The 15,792-nt window shown below is 58.3% G+C and carries 14 protein-coding genes; 4 read left to right on the top strand and 10 right to left on the bottom strand.

The window, feature by feature from the left end; translation table 11 throughout:
- Positions 1-15 precede the first annotated feature (15 nt).
- Entirely contained in the window at positions 16-900 is an 885-nt protein-coding gene (locus RB2501_RS00895) for a nucleotidyltransferase family protein (protein WP_012813764.1), read from the bottom strand.
- A 105-nt stretch (positions 901-1,005) separates the two neighbouring features.
- Between RB2501_RS00895 and RB2501_RS00890 the strand changes: the two genes are divergently transcribed.
- From RB2501_RS00890 to RB2501_RS00880, 3 genes are all read left to right on the top strand, one after another.
- Positions 1,006-2,364 (top strand): Gfo/Idh/MocA family protein, encoded by a 1,359-nt coding sequence (locus RB2501_RS00890; protein WP_041326873.1) that lies wholly within the window; start codon positions 1,006-1,008, stop codon positions 2,362-2,364.
- A 106-nt stretch (positions 2,365-2,470) separates the two neighbouring features.
- Complete coding sequence (gene hemN / locus RB2501_RS00885; RefSeq protein ID WP_012813762.1) at positions 2,471-3,829, top strand: oxygen-independent coproporphyrinogen III oxidase; 1,359 nt, start codon at positions 2,471-2,473, stop codon at positions 3,827-3,829.
- A gap of 121 nt (positions 3,830-3,950) precedes the next feature.
- Entirely contained in the window at positions 3,951-4,664 is a 714-nt protein-coding gene (locus RB2501_RS00880; RefSeq protein ID WP_012813761.1) for a universal stress protein, read from the top strand.
- Positions 4,665-4,693: 29 nt separating this feature from the next.
- Here RB2501_RS00880 and RB2501_RS00875 read toward each other — a convergent pair whose 3' ends face one another.
- The 9 genes from RB2501_RS00875 to RB2501_RS00835 all read right to left on the bottom strand — a co-directional run bounded on the left by RB2501_RS00875 (position 4,694) and on the right by RB2501_RS00835 (position 14,893).
- Positions 4,694-6,082: a Gfo/Idh/MocA family protein gene (locus RB2501_RS00875; protein ID WP_012813760.1), complete on the bottom strand. Its 1,389-nt coding sequence runs from the start codon at positions 6,080-6,082 to the stop codon at positions 4,694-4,696.
- A 73-nt stretch (positions 6,083-6,155) separates the two neighbouring features.
- Positions 6,156-6,860 carry a sulfite exporter TauE/SafE family protein gene (locus RB2501_RS00870; protein WP_083760660.1) on the bottom strand — a complete coding sequence of 235 codons (705 nt, stop codon included), beginning with the start codon at positions 6,858-6,860 and terminating at the stop codon, positions 6,156-6,158.
- A gap of 64 nt (positions 6,861-6,924) precedes the next feature.
- Positions 6,925-7,371 (bottom strand): FixH family protein, encoded by a 447-nt coding sequence (locus RB2501_RS00865; protein WP_012813758.1) that lies wholly within the window; start codon positions 7,369-7,371, stop codon positions 6,925-6,927.
- A 6-nt stretch (positions 7,372-7,377) separates the two neighbouring features.
- Positions 7,378-8,793 (bottom strand): cytochrome c oxidase accessory protein CcoG, encoded by a 1,416-nt coding sequence (ccoG, locus tag RB2501_RS00860; RefSeq protein WP_012813757.1) that lies wholly within the window; start codon positions 8,791-8,793, stop codon positions 7,378-7,380.
- A gap of 44 nt (positions 8,794-8,837) precedes the next feature.
- Positions 8,838-9,815: a cbb3-type cytochrome c oxidase N-terminal domain-containing protein gene (locus RB2501_RS00855; RefSeq protein WP_012813756.1), complete on the bottom strand. Its 978-nt coding sequence runs from the start codon at positions 9,813-9,815 to the stop codon at positions 8,838-8,840.
- Positions 9,812-10,003: a hypothetical protein gene (locus tag RB2501_RS00850; RefSeq protein WP_012813755.1), complete on the bottom strand. Its 192-nt coding sequence runs from the start codon at positions 10,001-10,003 to the stop codon at positions 9,812-9,814. Before RB2501_RS00850 ends, RB2501_RS00855 begins: the two co-directional genes overlap by 4 nt.
- 3 nt (positions 10,004-10,006) lie before the next feature.
- Entirely contained in the window at positions 10,007-12,208 is a 2,202-nt protein-coding gene (gene ccoN, locus RB2501_RS00845) for a cytochrome-c oxidase, cbb3-type subunit I (RefSeq protein ID WP_012813754.1), read from the bottom strand.
- A gap of 9 nt (positions 12,209-12,217) precedes the next feature.
- Positions 12,218-12,415, bottom strand: coding sequence for a cbb3-type cytochrome oxidase assembly protein CcoS (gene ccoS, locus RB2501_RS00840; RefSeq protein ID WP_012813753.1), 198 nt, complete (start codon positions 12,413-12,415; stop codon positions 12,218-12,220).
- A gap of 60 nt (positions 12,416-12,475) precedes the next feature.
- Entirely contained in the window at positions 12,476-14,893 is a 2,418-nt protein-coding gene (locus RB2501_RS00835) for a heavy metal translocating P-type ATPase (protein WP_012813752.1), read from the bottom strand.
- 195 nt (positions 14,894-15,088) lie between these two features.
- Between RB2501_RS00835 and RB2501_RS00830 the strand changes: the two genes are divergently transcribed.
- Positions 15,089-15,724 (top strand): Crp/Fnr family transcriptional regulator, encoded by a 636-nt coding sequence (locus tag RB2501_RS00830; RefSeq protein WP_148214260.1) that lies wholly within the window; start codon positions 15,089-15,091, stop codon positions 15,722-15,724.
- Positions 15,725-15,792: the final 68 nt, after the last annotated feature.

The following is a 15,792-nucleotide window of genomic DNA, read 5'->3' as shown; positions in this document are numbered from 1 at the left end:
CGCTTTATTTTCAGATCAGCCCCAGAGCGGGCTGGGGTATCTGCCTTTGTCGGATAGGTCGGCGAGTTCCGAGACCGCCTGCTCCTTGTCGGCCGCATACGTGACCCCGAACCAGGGGCTATCGGCCGGGATGACCTCCACCTGTACCACCTCCTCGCTGAGCATGTCCTGAATGACAAAGGGCAGGTAGATTTCCCCTTTGGAGGGGTCGTCGCTGCCGCTCAGGAATTCCCTGAAATCCGTTTCTATTTGTTGGAAGATGGACGGGTGGCAGACCCAGAAATTCATGCTGACCAGCTCGTTGCCGTCAAACTCCAGGCCGCTGTCCGCATCCCGGATTTGGCCGTCTACCTCCTGGATTTCCACGCGTTCGTCCACCGACCGGAGGTATTTCCCTTCCCGGCTGCAAACCCCGCGCGAAACGGATCCGTGGGGCGAGAGTGTATCGCGGAGCGTATAGGCCACCAGGCCGAAGGTATTGCTGCCTTCGGTTGCCTTCATAAATTCGGCGGCCCGGGCATAGGCCGGCTGCCCGTAATAATCGTCTGCATTGATTACCGCAAAAGGCCCGCGGATGACATCCCTCGCCGTCCAGACTGCGTGGGCTGTACCCCAGGGTTTGGGGCGTTCCCCGCTAAACGATGCACCTTCGGGCAGGTCTGTGAGTTCCTGGGCCAGGACATCCAGGCTAACCGACCCGGGCAGCCGCTCCTTCAAATAGTCCCTCAGGAAATCCACATTGTCCTTTTGGGTGATCACCACGATGTGGTCGAAACCATTGGCGAGGGCATCGTGTATGCTGAATTCCATCAGGAATTCCCCGTTCGGGCCCAGGTCGTCGAATTGTTTGAGTTTTCCGTATCGGCTGCCGCGTCCCGCGGCCATCAGGAGTAAAGTCATCGAAGCGTTTTCTTTGCAGGCCAAAAATACTATTTTGAATGGGAAACAGGGGCGAAAGCCCATAAATTCATAACTTCTCCCGTCAAACTTCAAGATCCTTTCAATATGCATAACCGACGTACCTTCCTTCGGAATTCCGCATGTGCGGCAACCGCCCTCGGCCTGGGTCCTTCCGGGCTTTTTTCCATGACGGGACCCCCCCGGAAAGACATCCTCCGGATCGGCCTGATCGGCGTGGGCCTGCGCGGCACGAACCACCTGAGGAACCTGCTGTTGCGAGACGATGTCCGGGTAACGGCGCTTTGCGACATCGACCCCGGGCGCCTGGAGCCGGCGGCCGGGATGGTGGTGGAAGCCGGGCAGGAACCGCCTGCAACTTTTGGGGAGCACGAGCATTCCTACCGGGACCTGCTGGACCTGGAATCCGTGGATGCGGTGGTGATTTCCACACCCTGGCTCTGGCATACGCCCATGGCGGTGGACGCGATGAAGGCGGGAAAGTATACGGGACTGGAAGTCTCGGCGGCCACCACCCTGGAGGAGTGCTGGGACCTGGTCGATACGCATGAGGCCACGGGGACCCACCTGATGCTTTTGGAGAACGTCAACTACCGCCGGGACGTACTGGCCGTTTTGAATATGGTGCGGCAGGATGTCTTTGGCGAATTGGTGCACTTCCGTTGCGGCTACCAGCACGACCTGCGGGAGGTGAAGTTCAACGACGGGAAACAGCCCTATGGGGGCGGGGTGGAATTTGGGGAAAAAGCGATATCGGAAGCCCGTTGGCGGACGCTCCATTCGCTCCGGCGGAACGCGGATGTCTACCCGACCCATGGCCTGGGGCCTGTGGCGGCAATGGCCGACATCAACCGCGGCAACCGATTGGTGAGCCTGACCTCCACGGCGAGCAAGGGCATCGGCCTGCACAACCATATCGTGGCCCGGGGCGGGGCCGACCACCCGAACGCCTCCCTGAAATTCCAGCAGGGCGACGTGATCACCACCACGTTGACCACAGCCCGGGGGGAGACAATCATCGTCACGCACGACTGCAACCTGCCCAGGCCCTATTCCCTCGGGTTCCGCGTACAGGGGGCTAACGGGCTCTGGGAGGTGGACGGCGACCGGATCTATATCGAAGGGGAATCCGAGCCGCACCGCTGGGATGCCGCCGGCCCCTGGCTGGAGCGCTATGACCACCCGCTGTGGAAGAAATACGGGGAGTACGCTTCGGGTTCGGGCCATGGCGGGATGGACTTTTTCGTACTCCACGCCTTTGTGCAGTCGGCCCGTCTCGGGGTGGCCCCTCCCATTGACGCCTACGATGCAGCCGCCTGGAGCAGCGTGACCCCGCTCTCCGAACAGTCCATCGCCGGCCGGGGGGAACCCCAGGATGTGCCTGATTTTACAAGGGGGCAGTGGATTCGGCGCAAACCCTACGACTGGATCAAGGATACGTATTGATCCGCAAAGGGACTCCTTTTGAGTTGGACGGCCCGATCCGCCGGGTGACAATTATCATATTCTGGAGGGCAGGGTCGGTGTAGCTTTGTGTGAAACGCCTTTGATTATGTGTACCCTGAGTAAAAAATACAATGTCCCCGGTCCGCGCTACACGAGTTACCCCACCGTGCCCTATTGGGAAAGGGACGGTTTTTCGGGCAGTAACTGGAAGGTTGCTGCCAAACGGAGTTTTGACCAGAGCAATGCCGCCAGTGGGATCAGTGTGTATATCCACCTGCCATTTTGCGAGAGCCTTTGTACGTTTTGCGGCTGCCTGAAGCGAATCACCAAACGCCACAGTGTGGAAGACCCGTATATACGGGCCGTGCTGAAGGAATGGAAGCTGTATCGCGAAATTTTCGGCAAGCGCCCGGTGATCCGGACGCTGCACCTGGGCGGGGGGACCCCCACGTTTTTCTCGCCAGAAAACCTCCAGCTCCTGGTGCGGGGCATCCTGCGCTTTGCGGATCGGGCCCCGGACTGGGAATTCAGTTTTGAGGGCCATCCGTCCAACACCACCCGGGAACACCTGCAGGTTCTCTATGATCTCGGATTTCGTCGGGTTTCCTATGGGGTACAGGATTACAACCCAGGGGTTCAGGAGGCCATCAACCGGAAACAAAGCTTTGAAGAGGTTGCGGAGATCACGCGCCTGTCCCGGGAAATCGGGTATACATCCGTGGGGCACGACATTATTTACGGCCTGCCCAGGCAAACGGCGGACCACGTGCGGGACACGCTAGGGAAAACCCTGGACATCCGTCCGGACCGGATCGCCTTTTACAGTTATGCGCATGTGCCCTGGATGAAGGGCAATGGCCAGCGTGGCTTCCGCGATTCCGACCTGCCGGGGGCAGCCGGGAAATTAAGGCAATTTGCCCTTGGCGAAGAAATCCTGGGAAAGGGCGGATATGCCGCCGTGGGGATGGACCACTACGCCCTGGAGTCCGATGTGCTTTACCGGGCCATGCGGTCCGGGCAGCTGCACCGGAATTTTATGGGCTATACCGAGACCGCCACGCAACTGACCATCGGCCTGGGCGTATCCAGCATCAGCGACAGCTGGGATGCCTTTGCCCAGAACGTGAAGAGCGTGGAGGAATACCAGCACCTGGTTGACTGCGGCGTCCTGCCGCTGATGCGCGGGCACCAGCTTACCCTGGCGGACCGGCAGGTCCGCAGGCATATACTGAACCTGATGTGCCGCAATGAAACGCAGTGGAACCTCGGGCTGCCGGCGGATGTCCGCGAGGCCGTAGTCGGGCGCCTTGTCCAGCCCGAAGCCGACGGCCTGGTGGAATTGTTGCCGGGCGGGATCCGGATTACGCAACGGGGCAGGCGTTTTATGCGCAACATCTGTATGGCGTTCGATTTGCGATTGCACGAAAAATCGCCTGAAACGCGTTTATTTTCAATGACCGTTTAACCTAACTTTACTACTATGAAAACAATAATAGTACCGTAGATTTTTCAGAACAATCAGAATATGCCTGAAGCTCGCGGCCTCCCTGGCCAAATCGAACGAAGGCGAAATCATTGTCCTGCACATGCTGGAGCTCAACTACGCGATGATCTCCTCGGCGGAATCTTTCCACCCCGAGCAGATGGTCCTGTTGCTGAAGGCAGCCGAAAAGCGCCTGGAGGATTTTCTCGACAAACCCTATCTGAAGGGAGTTGGGATTACCCCGGTGATCAAGCACTACAAAGTGTTCTCCGAGGTGAACGAGGTTGTGGAACGCCATAACGCAGACCTCATCGTCATGGGGTCCCACGGATCGGACGGGCTCAGGGAACTCTTCTTCGGCTCGAATGCCGAGAAGGTGGTCCGCAATGCGGAAGTACCCGTGCTGGTGGTTAAGAAGGACCGGCCCGATTTCCAGGTAGACACTTTTGTTTTTGCGTGCGATTTCAGGGAAGAAAGCCTGGAGGTGTTCCGCGAGGCCCAGAAAATTGCCGGCCTGTTTGGCGCTTCCTTCCGGCCGGTCTATATCAATATCCCCGGGGACAACTTTATGAGTACCCGGGAGATCAACGAGCAGATATCCCGATTCCTGAACAAGGCCAAGGCCGGCCTGGAAGTAGACATCTTCAACGATTACAGCGTGGAACGCGGTGTGCTCGCCTACAGCGAGGACGTCGGGGCCGACCTGATCGGTGTCCCCACCCATGGCAGGAAAGGCCTGACCCATTTCTTTATGGGGAGCATCGGGGAGGACATTGCCAACCATTCCAGTATCCCGGTACTGACCTTCCGGATGTAGGGAGGCGACAGGCCCGCCTGCCGGGCCGTTTACCCAACAATTTGCATGGCATCCGGGTCCCAGCGGACCGGTCGGGAGGTGTAATAACTCTCGTTGGCCAGCAGGGCGGCCCCGGCGGCCCGCAACCCGAAGGTGGGGTCCTGAATCACACTCCGGTTGCCGCGTACGGCATCGAAGAAATTGTAGAAGTGGTCGTAGTGCCCACCTTTGTATCCGCGGGGAGCCTCGTAGACGGTCTCTCCCAGGTTCAGGTTGGCGCTGCGCTGGTTGCCGAGCGCCTCCTCGTAGGCCGCCTGCAACAAGGCCTGGTTTGCCTCGGTCTGCGCAATCATCGAATACCCGCCGGGTACGAGGTCCAGCTTGGTACGCTGCAAACGGACTGAATTCTGCCCTACTTCCATCGATCCTTCGGTACCCACCAGGCGAAAGCCCCCGCCTCCGCCGCCCCCGGCGATAAAATTGACCCGGAAGGAGGCATTGAAGGCCGCGTGGGTATCCGTCTTGGGGTAGTCGTAGAAGGTCAGGGTCACGTCCGGGACGTCCCGGCCGTCGTTCCAGAAGCGAAGCCCGCCGGTGGATAGCGCCCGCACGGGCCCATTCGAGCTCAGGATGTAGTTGAGGGTTGAAAAGGCGTGTACGAACAGGTCGCCGGCTACCCCGGTCCCGTAATCCCTGTAGTTCCTCCATCGGAAAAACCGCGTGTTGTCGTACGGTACCTCCGGGGCGCGGCCCAGGAAGGTGTCAAAGTCTACCGTCTGGGGGTTGGCATCCGGGGGGATCGGGTATTGCCAGGCGCCTTCCGCGCTATACCGGTCGTTGTACATGTCCAGCATGACGATTTCTCCGATGGCGCCCGCCTCGTAAAGCTCCCGGGCTTTTTCGTTGCCCAGGGAGGACATACCCTGGCTGCCCACCTGGCACACCACGCCGGTCCGTTTCTGGGCGGCAATGATTTCATGGCCTTCTTCAAATTGCTGCACCATGGGTTTTTCGCAATAAACGGCCTTGCCCGCATTCAGGGCGTCGATGGTAATTTGTTTATGCCAGTGGTCCGGAGTGGCCACGATGACTGCGTCGATATCTTCCCGGGCCAGGAGTTCCCGGTAATCGCGGGTTTTGAAAAGGCCCTCGCCCCAGAGTTCTTCGGCCCGTGTCAGCCGGCCTGAATAGAGGTCGCATACGGCTACCAGTTGCACGCCGGCTACTTCCAGGGCGGAACGCGTGTCGAAAATGCCCTGTATCCCGCAGCCGATCAGGCCGAGCTGCACCTGGTCGTTGGGGCTGAACGCCTCGTAATTCCGCTCCATGGCGGAACCGCGGTTTTCCGCGCGCAATATATAGGGGCCGGCGGTGAGGCCGGCTGTAGCCAGGGTGGTTTTTTTCAGGAAGGACCTCCGGGAGGAACTGGGATTTTTCATGCTGTCTTGGAATGTTTGGTTTGTTTGACGGAGAAAGATAATTCATTCTCATTTCCGGTACAAACCAGGACCGTCACGGGTGGCACTCCACCCCCGCGGCAACCCCTTGTCCGGGGGGGCGGGGGGAAACGTACGGGATGCCGAGCCCCATGCCCCGAAGGATAAACAGCATACCGATCAGGACAACGAGCACAGGGATGGCCCGCCTGAGCCGGCCGGCCCACCGGCCTTTAAGAAACTTCCCGAACAGGGCGGCCGCACTCATCAGCGGCAGGGTGCCCAGGCCGAACACGACCATATAGGCCACACCCTGCAGTACCGTTCCGCCTGCCATCGCCCCGATTACGGCCATATAGACCAGGCCGCAGGGCAGGAACCCATTGAGGAATCCGATGGTCAGAAAAGTGTCCGGGGTGCGCTTTTTCAACTGGCCGCCCAATGCCTCCTTCAAGCGGCCCACAGCCCGGTAAACCGGACGCACCACCCAGCGGTTCTGAAAGCGCTTCCAGGGGAGGAGAACCGCCAGGATCATCAGTACCCCCAGGAATATGGAGAGTTTTTGCTGGAATCCGAACAGGTAGAGCCCGCGGCCCACCAGCCCGAATACCCCCCCGATGATCCCGTAGGCGAGGAGCCTGCCCCCGTGGTACAGGCCGAGTTGCAGGTACCGCCTGCCGGCAGACTCCCGGTCCAGGGGAAGCATCAGGGCGATTGGCCCGCACATGCCAATGCAGTGCAGGCTTCCCATGAGGCCCAACAAGATGGCGGTTGCGAGCAAATCCCCGTCGTTTTAGGTTTTGTATGAATCGTCTATGCCCTGCAGGGCCCCGAGCAGATCCCGTTCAGTACGTCAGCCGGGTCCGGTACAGGTATTTTTCCCCATGGTATTCCCAATCAATACGGAGGTCCCAGCGCCCCTCGACCAAACGGTCTGATGGAATCCGCTGCAGGGAGTCCCCGGGCTGTATGGGCCATTCAAAATCCAGATTGTCGTCGGACGGCCTGTACATCCCGATTGTGCCCCGGATAGCGGCCGGGTCCATCCGTTCCGGGAGCCGGATGGCGAGGCCGTCGGGCAACCGCCGGACGGTTACGCCCCCACCGGATGCCTTCAGGTTGGCCGAGGCATTCAGCTCCTGCTGGTACTCCAGCTCCTTTTTGTAATACGAGTCGGTGACCATGTCGTGTTCGGCACGCGGATCTGCGCTCGCCTGGATTACGAAATACAGGATGAACCCGATAAACCCGATAAAAGCGATTACAATCCCGGTGCCCCAGTTAATTTTCATAGCGCGTTATTTATACGTTCTCGGCGCCAGAAAACGGGTCGCCGTGGTTTCGATTAATTCCTTCCCGCTGTAGACCCCAATCCGGAGCTTGTCCTGGTCGCCGTTGAGCTCGGTTTCCGGGATGTCGATAAACAGCGTTCCTTCGAACAGTTCCTGCGCCGGCACGGCAAAGCCGTCGCCTTTGACAAAAGTGATCGTCCCGGTGTGCGAAAGCAGCCGGAAATGTACGTCCGGGATTTCCCGGGTGGTTTTGTTGATTAGTTTGTAGGTGTATACATTGCTGATTACCTGGTTCTCCTTTCGCTGGTACAACTGGCCGGGCAGCCTGAGGATGGAAGCCTCCAGGTCGTTCCTCAGGAACAGCATGCCGATAAATACCCCGGTCAGGATGGTTAATACCGCGGCATACCCCTTCATCCTGGGGGTAAACCGGAATTTCTTCTTGCGGGCGATCTCGTCTTCACTCGCGTAGCGGATCAGGCCTTTCGGGAGGTTTACCTTCTCCATGATCGTGTCGCATTCGTCGATACAGGCCGTACAGTTTACACATTCCAGCTGGGTGCCGTTGCGGATGTCAATCCCCGTGGGGCAGACGTGGACGCATTGCAGGCAATCGATGCAATCCCCGTAGCCGAGGGCCTGGCGGTCTTCCCCCTTGCGGAATTTTTTCCGCCCTTTTTCCGCCTCCCCCCGCTTGTAGTCGTAGGCTACCACCACCGACTTCTCGTCCAGCAGGACCCCCTGCATCCGACCGTACGGGCAGGCGATGATGCAAACCTGTTCCCGGAACCAGGCAAAGACAAAATAAAAGACGCCGGTAAAGATGAGCAGGGCCACCAGGGTCCCCAGGTGGGCGGCCGGGCCATCCTGCACATAGCGCAGCAAGGTATCGCTCCCGATCAGGTAGGCGAGGAATACATTGGCGATCCCGAAGGAGATCAGAAAGAACACTGCCCACTTGGTCAGTCGCTTGCGGAGCTTCACCGGGTTCCACGGTTGCCGGTCCAGTCGCATCTGTGCGCCCCGATCCCCGTCTATCCAGTATTCGATGCGCCGGAATACCATTTCCATAAAGATGGTTTGCGGGCACATCCAGCCGCAAAAGATCCGTCCGAAGGCCGTGGTGAAGAGCGCGATGAAAATGACGCCGATGATCATGGAGATCACCACCAGGTGGAAATCCTGGGGCCAGAAAGGGAGGCCAAAAATATTGAACCGCCTCTCCAGGACGTTGAAGAGCATAAACTGGTTCCCGTTTACATAGATAAACGGGGAGGCAACCAGGATGAGCAACAGGGCGTAGCTCACCCACTTGCGGTAGGTGTAGAACCTGCCACTGGGCTTTTTTGGGAAAACCCAGGCGCGTTTGCCCGCTTCATCAATGGTGCCTATGGAATCCCGGAACCGTTCGTCCTTGCTCATTTCATTCCTTTTTCAATCCTCCGCAGGCCCCTGTCCGGATGGGCTTATTGGTCCGACTCCGATTCCAGCGGGTTGGGGGTATCCGTTTCGATGATTACTTCTGCGCCGGTACTGTCTGTTTCCACCTCCACGCGGTCCACCGGGGCATCCGGGTCTACGTAGAGTTCCCCTTCCGGGGCTTTGGCATCGGGCGGGTTTGTTCCGTGCAACCCCACAATATAGCTTGCCACCTGGGCAATTTCGCCGGGTTTCAGGTTGGTCTTCCAGGCCACCATCCCCTTCCCGTCGCGGCCTCCTTCGGAGATCGTGTTAAAGATGTTTCGGATGCCCCCGCCGAGGATCCAGTAATCGTCCGTCAGGTTCGGGCCGATGGAACCGCCCCCGTCCACTTTATGGCAGACCGCGCAGTTGCCGGTAAATATCGCTTCCCCTGCTGCGAGGTCCGCAGGCTCGGTAAGCAGTTCCACCGTGCTCGCGTCCACCAGGTCCACGGCGGTGCGCTTGTATTCCGCAACGGCTTCCCGGGCCGCGACCATCTCTTTCTCGAATTCGGTTTGCTGGTCGTCCCCGCTGAATACGTGGTAGCGGAACATGTAGATCACACTGAAAATTATGGTGATATAGAAGGAATAGACCCACCAGGGCGGCAGCCGGTTGTCCAGTTCCCGGATGCCGTCGTAATTGTGGTCCAGGATGATTTCGCCCTCTTCTTCGATGGGGCGAGACCCAAGCAGGTTCCTGTACACGCGCATACCCCATTCCCAGCGCCGGGGCCGGGCTTTCATTTCCAGGTAGCGCTTCCGGGCAGCCGGGTCCAGGGTCCGGTACAGGACATTTTCGATGCCCCGCATCATGAGTTCCACGGCAATGAGCAACACCAGTACAACCACCAGGAAGAGCGCTGCGGCCGGTTGGGCGATAAATGCGGGTTGGTCGCCTGAATCGATGAAGTATTCCATCAGGCCGAAAATCAAAAAGAACAGCACGGGGATCCGGATCCACCAGGGGGTTGATTGTCTCATTTTTCAGTCGGTTTTGGTTGTTCGTCCTCCAGGGGCAATTCGCTCATTTCTTTCACGTGTTGTTTTGAGGCGGTAAGCACCCACCAGAACAACAATATAAAGAAGACAAAGAAGATTAACAGGGAAATCATCGGGTAGTTGGCCACCCCGTCGATTGTCTCCATATAGTTTTTGACAAATTTCATCATGGCTTATGGTTTTTCGGAGGCAACTTCGCTGCCCTGTTCAATTTTGATATCCGTACCCAGTCGCTGCAGGTAGGCAATCATCGCGACGATTTCCCGGTTGCGCATCTCCACGAAGGGCTCCCCGTTCTCCTGTGCGTTCTGCTTCTGGTTTTCATAACTCCGGGCAAATTCCGGGTCGGTGTACAGGTTTTGTTCGATTTGGGCAGCCTGGGCTTCCATGGACTCAAAGGCCCCCTCGATATCCGCCTCCGTATAGGGCACGCCCAGGGTTACCATGGCCCGCATCTTATCCTGAATGTCGCTGCGGTCGTGCTCGTTCCGGATCAGCCACTGGTAGGCGGGCATAATGGAACCGGCAGAGGTGCTCTGCGGGTCGTAAAAGTGGTTCAGGTGCCAGTTATCCGAGTACTTGCCCCCCACGCGCAGCAGGTCGGGACCGGTCCGTTTGCTTCCCCACAGGAAGGGGTGGTCGTACACGAATTCCCCCGCCTTGGCGTATTCCCCGTACCGTTCCACCTCGCTCCGGAAGGGACGCACCATCTGGGAGTGGCAACTGACGCAGCCTTCGCGAATATAGAGGTCCCGCCCTTCGAGTTCCAGGGGGGTATAGGGGGTAACGCTCGTGATGGTCGGGATGTTGGATTTCACCAGCAGGGTAGGGATGATCTGGACCGCCCCGCCAATCAGGATGGCGATGGTGGCCAGGATGGTCAGTTGCACGGGTTTCCGCTCCAGCCAGGTGTGGAAGGTTTCCCCCGCCAGGCGTTTGCGGCTCACCCGTTTCAGGGGTGCCGCTTCTGCCAGCTCATCGCTGACGGCCTCCCCACCCCGGATGGTGACTGCGATATTGTACAACATCACGAATACGCCCACCAGATAAAGGGTCCCGCCGATAGCGCGCATCCAGTACATGGGCATGATCTCCTGGACGGTTTCCAGGAAGTTCCCGTAGACCAGTGTCCCGTCCGGGTTGAAGTCTTTCCACATGAGCGCCTGGGTGAATCCTGCAACATACATGGGCAGCGCATAGAGGACGATCCCGAGCGTGCCGATCCAGAAGTGGAAGTTGGCGAGTTTGACCGAGAACAGGTCCGTTTTATAGAGCCGCGGCACCATCCAGTAGACCATTCCGAAGGCCAGAAAGCCGTTCCAGGCCAGGGCCCCCACGTGGACGTGGGCGATGATCCAGTCGCTGAAGTGGGCGATGGCGTTGATATTTTTCAGGGAGAGCATGGGCCCTTCAAAGGTGGCCATCCCATAGCCGGTGATGGCAACTACCATGAATTTAAGCACCGGGCTCGTCCGGACCTTGTCCCAGGCGCCGCGCAGCGTGAGCAGCCCGTTGATCATCCCGCCCCAGGAAGGCGCAATCAGCATCACCGAGAAGGTGACCCCGAGGTTTTGGGCCCAGTCCGGCAGGGAGGTATAAAGCAGGTGGTGCGGCCCGGCCCAGATATAGATAAAGATCAGCGACCAGAAGTGGACAATGGACAGCCGGTAGGAATAGATCGGCCGGTTGGCCGCCTTGGGTACAAAATAATACATGAGCCCCAGGAAGGGCGTCGTCAGGAAAAAGGCCACGGCGTTGTGTCCGTACCACCACTGTACCAGCGCATCCTGGACCCCGGCGTATACGGAATAACTCTTCAGGGCGCTCACCGGCAGTTCCAGGCTGTTGAAAATGTGCAGCACGGCTACGGTGACGATGGTGGCCAGGTAAAACCAGATGGCCACGTACAAATGCCGCTGTCTGCGCTTGAGGACCGTCCCGATAAAGTTCCAGGCAAAAACCACCCACACCAGCGTGATGGCGATATCGATGGGCCACTCGAGTTCGGCGTACTCCTTGGAGGTGGTATACCCCAGGGGCAGGGTAAGTACCGCCGACACGATAATCAGCTGCCAGCCCCAGAAATTGATCTTGCTCAGGGCGTCGCTGTACATCCGCGCCTTGAGGAGCCGCTGGGTGGAGTAATAAATCCCGGCAAAAATGGCATTCCCCACAAAGGCAAAGATGACCGCATTCGTGTGGAGCGGCCGCAGCCGCCCGAAGCTCAGCCAAGAGATGCCGTCCGTGAGGTTGGGAAACAGGAACATAAAGGCCAGCAGCAGCCCTACCAGCATCCCTACGATGCCCCACAGCATGGTGGCATAGAGGAACTTCTGAACAATCTTGTTGTCGTATTTAAACTGTTCGACTTCCATAGAAAGAAACTATTTGTTGGATGGTTTTGAAGGATTCTCTTTTTTGTCGGGCTCCCCGGTAGTGACGAGTTCGTCGTCGAAGAGCATGCGCACGGAAGGCGTATAGGCATCGTCGTACTGCCCCCGCCTGACGGAGATGACGAACACCACAAAAAACACCAGGGCCACGGTGACACTGATGGCCAGCAATAAGTAGATAACGCTCATTCCCGATTCGGTTTTGGCTGTAAAACTAGCCCTGTCGCCAGGGGCAAAACATGATATTTGTCAGCCACGCGCATTTATTTCAGTTTTCGACCGGTCGAGTTTCCGACCAATCCAGTTGGTGGCAGCGGTGGTAAATGCCACGATACTGATGGAGCTCAGGGGCATCAGGATAGCGGCAACTACCGGCTCCAGCCGGCCGGTTACGGCAAACCAAAGCCCCACGGCGTTGTAGATCAATGACAGCGCGAGGCTGAGCCGGATAATCCCCATGGCCTTTCGGGTGAGGCCTAAAAAGGTATCCAGACGGGTGAACTGCCGGCTGTCCAGGATGGCATCGCAGGCCGGGGTAAACAAATTGGCGTCTTCCGAAACTGCGATACCCACCTCTGCTAGGGCCAGGGCGCCGGCGTCATTCAGCCCGTCGCCCACCATGGCAACTTGCCGGCCGTTTTGCTGCAACTCCCTGACAAAATGGAGTTTGTCCCCGGGTTGCTGATTGAAATAAGCCGGGGTGAGCGGGGGCAGCAGGGCTTCCAGGGCTTCTTCCTCGGAAGCGTTATCCCCGGAGAGGACTGCGAGTTTGTACCGGGGAGCAAGCCTGCCGAATAATCCGGCGGCTCCTTCGCGGTATGCATTGCGGATATTGAAACATCCCCTGTAGCCTGCAGCCGTGCGAACATGAACTTCAGCCCCGGCGCTTTCCACTTGGCCTGTGGGTATTTCGCTGTCCTGTACAAACCCCCGGGAACCCACTTTAAAATAGTGTCCTTCCGCACCCCCTTCCAGGCCCTGGCCCAGGTGCTCCCGAAAGTGTTCCAGGGGGACGATGCCCAGGGGTTCCAGCTGCCGGTAGAGCGTCTGGCTGAGCGGGTGGCCGGATGCCCGGAGCAGGTTTTTCAGCACCAGCGCTTCCCGGGGTTCCAGCGGGATGCCTGTATAGGTGATCTGGTTCTGGCGGGTAGTGCTGATGGTACCTGTTTTGTCGAACAGGATTGTATCGGTTTTTGCCATGCGCTCCAGCGCATTCGTATCTTTTGCGTAGAACCCGTTCCGGCCGAAGATCCGCAGGAGGTTACCCAGCGTAAACGGCGCCGCCAGGGCAATGGCACAGGGGCAGGCGATGATCAGCACTGCCGTGAAGACGTCCAGGGAGCGGCCCGGGTCGATGGTCAGCCAAATACCGGCCGACAGGGTGGCAATGGTGAGTACGGCCAGGGTAAACCGCTTCCCGATCCGGTCCGTGAAATTCCGGAAGCTGCCGCGGGCCTCTCCCGAAAATGCGGAATCGCTCCACAGTTCCGTCAGGTAGCTCTGGGAGACTTCCCGGAGCGCGCGGACCTCAATGGGCCCCTGCAGTTGTTTGCCCCCGGCATAGAGGGTGTCCCCCGCTTTTTTCGATACGGGCCGGGCCTCCCCGGTGACAAAGCTGTAATCGATCTGCCCCGTCCCGCTCAGGAGTACGGCATCCGCGGGGATCAGGGAGTTGTTCCGGATGAGCAGCCGGTCGCCCGGGGCCACTTCGTAGACGGGGACATTGGTTTCTTTTCCATCCTCCCCGATGCGGGTGACGGCGATGGGGAAGTAGGATTTGTAGTCCCTTTCAAAAGACAGGTGGGCATAGGTGCGCTGCTGGAAGAACCGGCCGAGCAACAGGAAGAAAACCAGACCCGCAAGGCTGTCGAAGAACCCGCTGCCAAGGTCCCCGATGATCTCCACCGTACTCCGGATAAAAAGGGTGAGGATGCCCAGGGCAATTGGCAGGTCGATATTCACCAAGCCCGATCGCAGACCCTTCCAGGCGGTTCGCAAATATCCCATCCCGGAGTAGAACACCACCGGGACCGAAAAGCTGAACATGAGCCAGCGGAACAGGACCTTGTATTTTTCCAGCCAGTACTCCCCGCTTTCAAAGTATTCCGGGAAGGAAAGGAACATGATATTGCCAAACGCAAACCCTGCAACGGCCAGCTGGTAGGTAAGCGTGCGGTCTTTTTTTTCTCCGCCCCCGCTGTAATCGTCCAGCGTAATGGAGGGTTCGTACCCGATGGCTGCGAGCAGCCGTACAAGCGCTTTGAGCGAAAGCAGCTCCGGGTTAAAATGGATGCGGGCCTTTTTCCTGGGGAAATCCACCTGGCTGCTGATAACCCCCGGGTTGAGTTTGTGCAGGTTTTCCAGAATCCAGATACACGAACTGCAGTGGATATGCGGAATGGACAGGCTGATGACCTGGTGGCGGGTGTCCTGGAAATCCAGCAGGCGACCGGCAATTTCCGGGTCGTCCAGATAGTCGTAAGCCCCCTCGGCGGCGGCAGGGGATTTACCGGCAGCCTGTTCCAACTCATAGTAATATTCCAGGTTGTGGGATTGGAACAGGTCGTACACGGTCCGGCATCCCCGGCAACAGAACGTGTGCCCGTCAAATTCCACGGCGTCGGAGCCAGCGGGGTCTCCGCAATGGTAGCAGGAGGGGCCGCTCATCCGTTGGGTTGTTGAATCGTATGTCCGGAAATCCCGATCATACTGCAAATGTGCAACGGGCCCCCCGGGTAAATGCTGATAAATATCAGCTTTCGGGATTCGCTGTTTTTCGCTACATTTATATTTATGGAAGAGGAAATCGGAAGATCTCGCTGCGAGAACTGCATTGTGAGGAAGTTTAACTCGCTGAAAGCCATGTCTAAAGAGGAGCTGAAGGCAGTCTCAGATAGCAAGGTGTCCCGTAAGATCAAAAAAGGCGAGATCATCTTTGACGAAGGAGAAAAACTGGCCGGGGTGTACTGCGTCCGGGACGGTGTTTCCAAGCTTTCCAAGCTGAGTGAAAATGGGAAAGACCAGATCGTCAAACTGGCCAGCAAGGGCCAGGTCCTCGGGCAGCGATCCGTGGTAGCCGAAGAATCGGCCAATCTGAGCGCCACGGCGGTCAACGACATGGAGATTTGTTTTATCCCCCGGGAAGCCATCACCGATACGTTGCACAAGAACCCCGAGTTCAGCTACGAGGTGTTGCAAACCATGGCACACGACCTCCGCGAGGCCGACGATGTGATTGTGAATATGTCCCAGAAGTCCGTCAAACAACGGATCGCCCAGGCGCTTCTCTACCTCCGGGAGAATTTCGGGGAGGACGGGGAAGGCTACCTGCTGTTGGTGCTTTCCAGGGAGGATATCGCCAGCGTGGTTGGGACGGCCACCGAATCCTGCATCCGGATGCTCTCCGAACTGCGCAAGGAAGGGCTGATCAAAACTTCAGGGAAACGCCTTTCCATTACCGATGCGCGTAAACTCAAATCCCTGGCAGACGGATTTTAATTGCGTTTCCCGCCGGGCGGATCGGACCCCATCTAAGGGGTTGGAAATTTCTCCCGGGTGGCGGGATT

Origin of the sequence: Robiginitalea biformata HTCC2501 (assembly GCF_000024125.1) — a bacterium.
Classification (GTDB): Bacteria; Bacteroidota; Bacteroidia; order Flavobacteriales; family Flavobacteriaceae; genus Robiginitalea; species Robiginitalea biformata.
The sequence above is the reverse complement of the archived record's forward strand: the minus strand, read 5'-3'. Positions and strand labels throughout refer to the sequence as shown.

Coding starts and splice junctions, on each gene's coding strand:
- RB2501_RS00880 (WP_012813761.1), top strand. CDS start 3,951: ATGCTGGAGCTCAACTACGCGATGATCTCCTCGGCGGAATCTTTCCAC.
- ccoS (WP_012813753.1), bottom strand. CDS start 12,415: ATGAGCGTTATCTACTTATTGCTGGCCATCAGTGTCACCGTGGCCCTG.
- RB2501_RS00895 (WP_012813764.1), bottom strand. CDS start 900: ATGACTTTACTCCTGATGGCCGCGGGACGCGGCAGCCGATACGGAAAA.
- RB2501_RS00875 (WP_012813760.1), bottom strand. CDS start 6,082: ATGAAAAATCCCAGTTCCTCCCGGAGGTCCTTCCTGAAAAAAACCACC.
- RB2501_RS00835 (WP_012813752.1), bottom strand. CDS start 14,893: ATGAGCGGCCCCTCCTGCTACCATTGCGGAGACCCCGCTGGCTCCGAC.
- ccoG (WP_012813757.1), bottom strand. CDS start 8,793: ATGAGCAAGGACGAACGGTTCCGGGATTCCATAGGCACCATTGATGAA.
- hemN (WP_012813762.1), top strand. CDS start 2,471: ATGTGTACCCTGAGTAAAAAATACAATGTCCCCGGTCCGCGCTACACG.
- RB2501_RS00865 (WP_012813758.1), bottom strand. CDS start 7,371: ATGAAAATTAACTGGGGCACCGGGATTGTAATCGCTTTTATCGGGTTT.
- RB2501_RS00890 (WP_041326873.1), top strand. CDS start 1,006: ATGCATAACCGACGTACCTTCCTTCGGAATTCCGCATGTGCGGCAACC.
- RB2501_RS00830 (WP_148214260.1), top strand. CDS start 15,089: ATGTCTAAAGAGGAGCTGAAGGCAGTCTCAGATAGCAAGGTGTCCCGT.
- RB2501_RS00850 (WP_012813755.1), bottom strand. CDS start 10,003: ATGATGAAATTTGTCAAAAACTATATGGAGACAATCGACGGGGTGGCC.
- ccoN (WP_012813754.1), bottom strand. CDS start 12,208: ATGGAAGTCGAACAGTTTAAATACGACAACAAGATTGTTCAGAAGTTC.
- RB2501_RS00855 (WP_012813756.1), bottom strand. CDS start 9,815: ATGAGACAATCAACCCCCTGGTGGATCCGGATCCCCGTGCTGTTCTTT.